We start from the raw sequence: 8,121 nt of genomic DNA on the forward strand, positions 1-8,121 counted from the left end.
TAGAGTACGGCCGTTTCATCTGCTTATAAGCCTATGAAACTACCTCTACCGTAAAAAAAGACAGCAGGGTTGTGCAAATATTTTTATAACTCATCCCAATAAGAGGGATCACTAAGTTCGGGATACATTTCAGTGACCATATCAAACGGTGAAAAGTAAAGTGTATCGACGAGAATCTTGAGTTTATATGTTTTCAGGAGCGTATAGGCTCTCTCTGTTTTGCTGAAGATACTTGGCAGTTGACGCAAATCTGCTAGCTTTAGTAGATGCTTGCACATATAGTCGACACATATTTTTGCCCGTTCCTCACCCTTTATACTCTGAAAATAAGCTGGGGGAAAATGACGTCTTATGCCTGAAAGCACTTCTTGGTAAACCCATAACACTCGTTGTTCTTCTGAAAGCCGAGGTAAATACGGATAAGCGAATTCGACGAAGTAATACACATCCTCAGCCTTTGCCTCGATGGGCGGTTCAATAAATTCTCTCACCAAATGAAGCTTCAGTTCTTTGACATCCTGCAAGTTCAATTCACGTCTCGCCTGCTCAGGAGTCCATCTTTTTACATTTTCAATCGCATATCTTACAACTAATTGGACTTTTTGCTTTCGGTACTGCACATCTTCGAACTCATACGGGGAAAAACGCTTTTGCTCTCCGTTAAGAATTCGTTTGTACCGATCGACTATTTTTGAGGGCACTGTCATCTCACTCCCATCCCCATTTTTGGAATATACTACTAAATTACCATGCGGGATTAGGACAAAAATAACAGCACCTCTGTTCAAAATTGTGACTTTATTCATAGACCCCAGACTGGGAGACTCTGTTCATTTTTACAAAAAGCTCAGCCCAAAATACAGGTATATTCTTTTCAACCTTTACTTCTAAATGATAGATTCCTTGCAAGTACAAATAAGGCCGTTCACCTTTTTGGTGAATGACAGAGACCTCATCACTTGTCCCCTCCAGATTCGGCCTGTTTAATCTCCAAAGAATCCCCGCTTCTTCACGAGCCCCGCGAATGATATCCGCATCACGACGTTCAGCTTCTTCTGTTGTGGCAAACAATCTGATTTGCTTATCACCGTTTGTATCCACGTACTCCCATTTTCCAGCCGCACGTGCTCCCTTAGTAATCAAATCTGCTGTATGTTGCATCTTCATTTTTAGATAATCTGTCTGCTCCAAAAATAACAGGATAGAGAGCAGACTGCCCAAGCAGAAGAGAAAGAAGAGCACAGTAATCATAGTTGCCCCGCGCTCTTCCTTCACTCGAATCAAAAAATGATGCAACGAATCATTCATTGCTTCTCCTCCGCATTTTCAACCATCATGTGATAGCTTTCAGTTATCTCGAATAATTCCCCCGTAGAGAGAAGCCGAAATGAAACTGTTGCTTTAGCTTTTACATGACTGCCTTTTCTCCAGCCGTTCCCATCAAGCTCCAGCTGCACATCTTTGTAGAGGACTCCGATACCTTGTGCTAATTCGGATGTACCTCTCTGTTTCGCATGGAATTTGGCCAAACCGAAATTGGGCTGCACTGCAGCAATTCTCCCTGCCTCATACGCAGCCGCCAATGCCTTTTGCTTGTTGTACATCATGCTGAATTGGTCAAAGGAGAATACGATCAAGATCCAAACTAAAGGAAACACCAAAATAAACTCAATCATCTGGCTGCCTCGCTCATCTTTCACCCTCGCACGTATCATTCGTCCCATACGTGTGATCATCCACTTGCTCCGATGACATCTCGCACAGATTGGAGCACAAAAGCACCCAGCAAATATACAGCATAGGGGAATGAAAAGGCTGTTTTTTCCCTGCCTGGAAGCCACACTTGTCGATGAGCTGTCCATCCGGCTGCAATAATTTGAAGATTGTTGCGTAGGCGAGCCCAATTTTGCGGATAGAACACCATCACAATCAGGCATAAGATGATAGAATGCAAAAACAAAGAATACACCACACTCCAGCTTGTCCAAGCTCCAACAGCCATCAGCAGCTTTTGATCGCCCATCCCCATTCCTTTTAAGATTACGGGACCAACTGTCAACAAAAATGCTCCTGCCACACCTAGCACTGCTCCGGCTAATAATTCACCTTCCCACTGATACCATAAGCCGACAGCAATCGCCGGAAAAACAAGGGTATTTGGTATTCTTCTTTGTCTCCAATCCATCCATGCTGCCGCTCCTAATACGCCTAGCAAGACTACGTTTGTCATTTGCTTATTTTTTCTTGCAGTTCCTTCAGCTTCTCGTCTTCAGCAGTACCTAGTTGTGTCAGTGTCGGAATAAGCACAATCAAGATGACGGCAATGATAATGACCATTTCCACGATCGTGACACCGTCCTCCTCATACCAAAAACGCTTGACGTAATCTGCGATGGTTCCCATTCCATTCACTCCTCATTGAGATTTTGGTTCTATTTTCACTCTGCCAAAAGACAGCGCCTCTCGCAAAAATATTTACATGCGCTTATTTTTCTACAGGCTTTCTCCGATGCCGATGAATGCAGGCCCCATCACCAGGAACAATAGCGGCAGACCCATAAACAAAATGACAAAAGGCAATAATCTGATATTTAGCCGATTCATATGGGTAGCAGCTTCGTCCTCTTGTTGTCTCACTTGCTCCTCTACTTGGACAGACAACATTTGTGATATGCTAACCCCTTTTTTCATCGCTTCGTTCATCTCTAGTGCGATGGTAGTCAACGAATCTACCTCCCATCGAAAGGCCAGCTCTTCAAGTGCCTTTCGCCAGTTCCCATGCCTTTTTTCTCCCATTTCTAGGCTCGCGAGTTCTCTGCCAAGCCTGGCATCAAAACGTCTCGCTGTCTGCTTAACAGCCTGCTGCAACGGCATGCCTGCCTCCACCAATGACTGCACAATGCTGAAAAAGATTGGGACCTGCTCTCGAATTTCAGCTTTAGCCCGCTTGTCTACCCGATCTAGTAGCATGTTCGGCAGCAAGTACAAAAATAAGCTAATCGTTAAGGGAAGCCCAGTCACCATACCGATTTTTTCACCATGAATCATGCTTATTGACAATGAAGCTAGTGATGAAACGATGAAACACATACTGATGAGCCGGAACAAAACAATCTCTGTCAGGCTTATATCAATCCCTAGACGCGCCAATGTTTCCTCTGTTTTTTTCTTATCGATACCCGTCCATTTGTAGAAATGCTGTAGCAGTACCTGGTTTTTCTCCAAGCTTCGAATTAGTGTCCACCTTTTTCGTCCTTGTTGAAACGATTGCTCAAGCTTGGCTTGTTTCACAGAGTCAATCCGGCCCAAAAGGGTGGCGGAGATTGGTTCTCCCTTACTCACACAAGACGGCAAGCCGTATAGAAATATAGCAACACTCACCACTATACTAAGAACGAGAACGAACATTGCACCCTCCCCTATGCTCCCCTGCTTATGCTTTTATGCGCAACAAAACGAATTGCTTCTCCCCCAATCAAAATAGAAGCCAAGCTTCCTAAAATAAGAAACCGTCCCCCAATTGTGGCCGTAAGTGGGTCGAAATGATTGGGATTATTCACATACAGCGCAATGACAAAAACAAACGGCATGACGCTTAGTAAATTCACTTGTGCAACGATCTGTGCCATAGCTGCTTTTTGTCTACGGAGCGACTGTCTGCGCCGTAATATCGAAGAGGCAGCCAAATCGAGCGTTTTGGCCATATCTCCGCCCATCTCACGTTGAATGTGGACAATGGTCGCTAAATATTTGACATCTGCTGACCCTGTGCGTTCAAAGAATCGATTCATTACGTGCTCTAATGGGACTTGTGCCCGCAATAGCTCTACAATACGCCTGTATTCCTCTAATACGATTTCTGATAAAAATGGACTAGTAGCTACCTGTTCAAACGCATGCAAATACGATGGAGAAGTACGTAAAGAACTGGCCATGAGTCGAATCGCTTTTACATTGCCTGCTTCGAAATCTTCCTTTCGACGGGCCCCCCATACACTCACTAACCGTTCGGTAAACAAAATCCCTGCCAGCAAAGCAGGCAATGCCATCCACCAAGACTGCAAGATCTGACTACTCACACCAAATGACGCGATCCCCAATAAAAAAGAGAGGGTCACATACTGGTTTACCCCCCACCCTGAGCGCGATTTCGCCAACCTCTCCTCAAACTTCTTCCAAATCGTTTTTCTGTCCTGTTGCAACACTTCTACGATTTCGTGCTTCCCCGTCGGTTCTCGCATATACAATTTGTTGGGCAAGATCAATAACAGGATGGCCATCCCCATCCCGATTGCAACAGGTAAGCTAATGTCCATGCTTTCCCCTCCTATAGCGGTATTGGTGTGGTGAAAAAGACGCGATCAATCTCCTCTCGAGACAGGCCCTTCTCTAGCCATCGCTTAATCAGTCGCTCTGGGCGATAGCCTGTCCATTTGAAGTGACCCTTTACTCTCCCATTTTCTACCCCTGTTACTTCGTACACGTATATATCCTGCAAATACACCCGATCAGGGAGAACCTGTTTAATGTTGCAGGCTCGCTTTATCCATTCTTCATGCGATTGACCCGTCCCCACTACCTCCGTTATCGCTACCACCTTGCGACTACCATCTTCTTCAAAACGTTTTACTTGAACAATCAAATCCAGTGCTGAACCGATCATTAAGTTGCGCTCTTCAGCACTATACCCTTCATCTGCTTTTCCAAATAAAATGGGCAATGTTGAATCGACCAAAGCTCGTGGTGAGTTTGCGTGCGCTGTGCTCCAGCTACCGGGGTGGTCCGTATTCATCGCCCAAAGCATATCTACGATTTCTCCACCGCGTGTCTCACCGACCATAATGACATCCGGCCTTTTTCGCAAGGACAAGCGAACACAATCCTTGATCGAAAACCCACCCTTCCCCTCGTAATTCGCAGGTTTCGCTAAAAATCTGCGCACAAAAGGATGCTGAAGCTTCATCTCCAAAACATCCTCGATCGTAATAATACTTAAATGATCAGGGACATATTGGGAGATGAGATTGAGCATGTGTGTCTTGCCTGAGCCTGTTCCTCCACTGACAATGCCAGATGCGCGAGATAAACGGACGGCTCTGTTTAAAAAGAGAAGCATCGGCTCGCAAATGGAACCGTACCGTAAATAATCGGACTCACTGAGTAGCTCACGGTGCTTTCTAATCGTGAGCATATGACCATCGGGAGAAATAGAACGATGCGTAGCAGCAACCCGGGAACCGTCTGGAAGCTGTGTATGCAGCTCTGCTTTCGTTTCATTAAACTCACGTCCCATTGTCGCTGCAATCTGTTCTAATAAGCGCAGCAGCTCTTCCTCATCGCGAAAAACAGTAATCTCCGGAGATTCAAGACGACCAGTACTTTTTCTTTCAATGACGAGATAGTTATAGCGATGAAAAAGAATCTCCGTGATGTCGTTATCCTCTAATAAAGCGTCTAATGGGCCCCACCCCGTCAAAGAATGTAGCAGCCGTTTTACTTCTGCTTCCATTTGTATGGATGTCAGCGTGGTTTGCGACTCCAGCAGCATTCGAATATCTGCCGTCAGCTCATCCATAAAGAGTGAAGAATGTTTTTCCTCCCATAATCGCTTTCCGTATTTCTCAACAATCTGGGTACGAATCGATGTTTCTCTATCTGTCCCAACCCATTTTTCATTCGTCCGCTCATGATCCGGAGCTTGCATTTTTTCGTGAAGCGTCGCAGGAACTCCCGCCGTTCCCCTCCCCGCTGATCGTAATTCTTGCGCAGTGCGGACTTGATTTGAAATGCCTAGTAACTGTTTTTTATCGAACATGACACCCTCCCTTATCCCCATAACCATTTGAAGAGAGATGTTTTCTCTTTTTGTTTCTCTTTTTCAGCAGCCTTCATTTGCTCCCCATCTACGGGAAACAGTGCTTTTCCTAATGTCTCAATGGCTTCCTTGGCCGGAATTCTCCCTGACTGAAGCATGACTGGCGTTCCGGTGTTAATTGATTTTTTCACTTCCACATCATCAGGTATGGAGAAAACTTTTTTGCTGGGGTGAAGCTGGAAATAGGCACGAATTTCATCTAAGGTAAACATTTCTTTCCTCTGCAAACGATTCATGCAAATTTTAATGCGTTCTTCTGGGTACTCTGCTTCTCTCAACAGTTTCAGCAATCGTTGAATATTTTCAATGGAGTCTACCACCGGATTCCCCACCATCACGACATGCTCTGCAAAAAACAGAGCTTGTATCGTTGCATCTGTTGTATCCGGAGCCGTATCAATAAGAATGACGTCATAGTTGCTCTGTTTTAACGTTTCGAGAATCAGATATAAATGATAGTCACGGATTTCAAAGCTTTGCCGAATATCACGGGGGGACGTAAGTACATGCAAGCCTGTATCAGGATGAGCAACCACATATTTCTCGATATGTTGGGGAGATAACGGCAAGGCTTGTGCGTATTCCTGCCATTCCTCACTGCTAATGGAATACGGATCTTTGCCTTGATCCTGAATAAACGAATGCAATTGAGCATCAAGATCCTTTACCCACGTAAAAAGATTAGGGGTACGGGGGAGATTCAAAGTAGTCGCAAAAGTACCGAGATCAAGATTGAAGTCAACAGCGATAACCCGCAATGGGACGCCCTCGTTTTTTTGCATGGAAAAGAAAATCGCTAGCTCACGAGAAATAAATGTTTTTCCTACGCCACCTTTGGGACCGTAAACAGTAATAAGCTGTTTAGGACGAGTCATTTCAGGAACTAAACTATCCGTGATCGGCTCTGAGATCGAAGGCTGCTGACTCGGATAGCTCCTAGTTTGTTCCTGGATTACATACTGGTGTTGTTGTGGCGCAGCTTCTGCTACCATACCTGGAGGCTGTATCATCATAGCTAACGCTTCGATTTGCCCTGGTTCAATGGGCTTGGCAATAACCCATAGACCTAAGTTCCGGAAAAATGGCTCCCACATCAGTTCATTGCTTGAGCAAGCAGCAATAAATGAAAGATGAGGAAAGGCTAGCCGAAATTGCTGACACAACACACCTCTTTCCGTTCCCTTTATACCACCCAGCAACACCAAATGGGGTTGGTTTGCCTGTAATTTTGCCCATGCCTCTTCCACTCCGAGTGCTTCCCCGCACACTTCGATCCATCTACTGTTTATAAGTTGCGCCTTTAACAAACGAACTGAATCACGATCATCATCTACTATGAGCAACCGCCTTTTCACTCATGCTCCTCCTTTTTAATACCCCAGCGAGTTTTCGTCTTCATTAACTCTGAAGCGAATTTTGCGTCTCCTATTCCTGGATTTCCCTCATCCTTCACTGCAGCCAAGCCCAGTCTGATTTTTCCATAATGAAGTGCGTGTGTTAGCAGAACAGCCTCATCACGTGTCAGGGAGAGAGTCACAGCTACCAGATTGGGATGATCGCCTTCCATTTCGCGTTGAATGCCAATGATCGGCATGTTTTGCAGCAGCAGTCCAGAATGTGCTCCTGTCTCATCTTCAAAGGAAGCATAGACGTGCACCCTTTCTCCGCTTGATACATGCGGTGAAACTCCTGCAACATTGTCTATGGGAATGCTCATACCTGTCATTTTTTCTGTGATCACTCCGCTGCCTTGCGCATTACTGGTTTGCTCCAAATCACTTTTCAATAACGGTCGGCCACCCTTCACTTGACGGGTGAATGCTAAACCGACAAGACTCTGTCCTTCCTCCCATGGAATCAAACCTGGAATTGGGGCAATGGGTTGTTGAAAGATTCCTCCCAGTCTCAGTGTTAATGGCTCCATATCCCTTGCTTCAAGTAATTGGCCACTTTCTTTTTCCACTGTTGATCGCAATTGAATATAGGTCACTTGATGCGGCTTCAAAATGATGTAGGTCGCTACACCTATACATGTAGCGAAAAGCAATATAGCCAATAGTCGTAACGGATGTATAGACATTCTCCCCCTCCTCTCCATTGTTTCTAGCGTAGAGGAGAATAGAGGGACAAAAAAAGAAAACAAAAAAACTGTGCATTTGTTTTGCACAGTTACCCTATTACACAACAAAAAAAGCTGCATTCTCCATTACTTTTTACAAGTAATCGGGAATACAGCTTTTCGTCTC

10 protein-coding genes are annotated in these 8,121 nt (G+C 45.0%); all 10 read right to left on the minus strand.

Annotated elements, in window-relative coordinates:
• Window positions 1–83: 83 nt before the first annotated feature.
• Window positions 84–701: a DUF4046 domain-containing protein gene (locus HP570_RS28635; protein ID WP_142498981.1), complete on the minus strand. Its 618-nt coding sequence runs from the start codon at window positions 699–701 to the stop codon at window positions 84–86.
• A gap of 97 nt (window positions 702–798) precedes the next feature.
• Complete coding sequence (locus tag HP570_RS28640) at window positions 799–1,308, minus strand: hypothetical protein (protein ID WP_173627920.1); 510 nt, start codon at window positions 1,306–1,308, stop codon at window positions 799–801.
• Window positions 1,305–1,736 carry a TadE/TadG family type IV pilus assembly protein gene (locus HP570_RS28645; protein ID WP_173627921.1) on the minus strand — a complete coding sequence of 144 codons (432 nt, stop codon included), beginning with the start codon at window positions 1,734–1,736 and terminating at the stop codon, window positions 1,305–1,307. Before HP570_RS28645 ends, HP570_RS28640 begins: the two co-directional genes overlap by 4 nt.
• Window positions 1,733–2,230, minus strand: a complete 498-nt coding sequence (locus tag HP570_RS28650; RefSeq protein WP_142498983.1) for an A24 family peptidase — start codon at window positions 2,228–2,230, stop codon at window positions 1,733–1,735. The genes HP570_RS28645 and HP570_RS28650 overlap by 4 nt, the downstream gene beginning before the upstream one ends.
• Entirely contained in the window at window positions 2,227–2,403 is a 177-nt protein-coding gene (locus HP570_RS28655; RefSeq protein WP_012683911.1) for a hypothetical protein, read from the minus strand. Before HP570_RS28655 ends, HP570_RS28650 begins: the two co-directional genes overlap by 4 nt.
• Window positions 2,404–2,493: 90 nt before the next feature.
• Entirely contained in the window at window positions 2,494–3,408 is a 915-nt protein-coding gene (locus HP570_RS28660; RefSeq protein WP_173627922.1) for a type II secretion system F family protein, read from the minus strand.
• Window positions 3,409–3,419: 11 nt separating this feature from the next.
• Complete coding sequence (locus HP570_RS28665; protein ID WP_012683909.1) at window positions 3,420–4,316, minus strand: type II secretion system F family protein; 897 nt, start codon at window positions 4,314–4,316, stop codon at window positions 3,420–3,422.
• 11 nt (window positions 4,317–4,327) lie between these two features.
• Window positions 4,328–5,815 (minus strand): TadA family conjugal transfer-associated ATPase, encoded by a 1,488-nt coding sequence (locus HP570_RS28670; RefSeq protein ID WP_173627923.1) that lies wholly within the window; start codon window positions 5,813–5,815, stop codon window positions 4,328–4,330.
• Window positions 5,816–5,826: 11 nt separating this feature from the next.
• Window positions 5,827–7,230, minus strand: coding sequence for a CpaE/TadZ family protein (locus HP570_RS28675; protein WP_173627924.1), 1,404 nt, complete (start codon window positions 7,228–7,230; stop codon window positions 5,827–5,829).
• Window positions 7,227–7,955, minus strand: a complete 729-nt coding sequence (gene cpaB / locus HP570_RS28680; RefSeq protein WP_173627925.1) for a Flp pilus assembly protein CpaB — start codon at window positions 7,953–7,955, stop codon at window positions 7,227–7,229. Before cpaB ends, HP570_RS28675 begins: the two co-directional genes overlap by 4 nt.
• Window positions 7,956–8,121: the final 166 nt, after the last annotated feature.

The organism is Brevibacillus sp. RS1.1 (genome assembly GCF_013284365.1).
GTDB lineage: Bacteria > Bacillota > Bacilli > Brevibacillales > Brevibacillaceae > Brevibacillus > Brevibacillus brevis_D.